The 553-nt window shown below is 58.2% G+C and carries 1 protein-coding gene; it reads left to right on the plus strand.

Going from position 1 to position 553, the window contains the following annotated elements; genetic code table 11:
- A partial coding sequence (locus HMPREF3052_RS11855) for a hypothetical protein (RefSeq protein WP_210399523.1) occupies positions 1-553 on the plus strand: 553 nt, incomplete at both ends.

The raw sequence follows: 553 nt of genomic DNA on the forward strand, positions 1-553 counted from the left end.
TAGCGGCGGCAGCCCGGTTACTGTCGACGGCACTGCCGGTACGGTTACCGGTCTGACAAACAAAACTTGGACCGGTACGCCGGTGAGTGGTCGCGCTGCTACTGAAGACCAATTGCAGGTTGTGGCAAATAAGGCCGCCGCCGCCAAAACCATCGTGGCTGCTGGCAATGGTATCTCTGTAGGCACACCGACACTTAATGGGGATGGCAGCACTACCTATACCGTGTCCGCAGATCCTGCCGCCATTACTACCGGCACGGACGGCAAAGCCGCCACAACCGGTAATACCAACCAAGTCGCCACCGCGCAGGATGTGGTTAACGCCATCAACAACAGTGGTTTCAACATCACTGCCGGCGGCAACACCGTAGGTACACCCGCTGCCACTACAGCCAAATCAGGCAGCACCCTGACCCTGGCTGCAGGCAACGGATTGACGGTGCAACAAAATGTTGACGGCAACGGCAACCAGACCTATACCTATGCTGTAGACGCCCAATCCGTGGTACAGAGTGCCCAAGCCCCGGTTGCATACACCAAAGCCGACGGCACC

The organism is Neisseria sp. HMSC056A03 (assembly GCF_001815685.1).
GTDB classification, from domain to species: domain Bacteria; phylum Pseudomonadota; class Gammaproteobacteria; order Burkholderiales; family Neisseriaceae; genus Neisseria; species Neisseria subflava.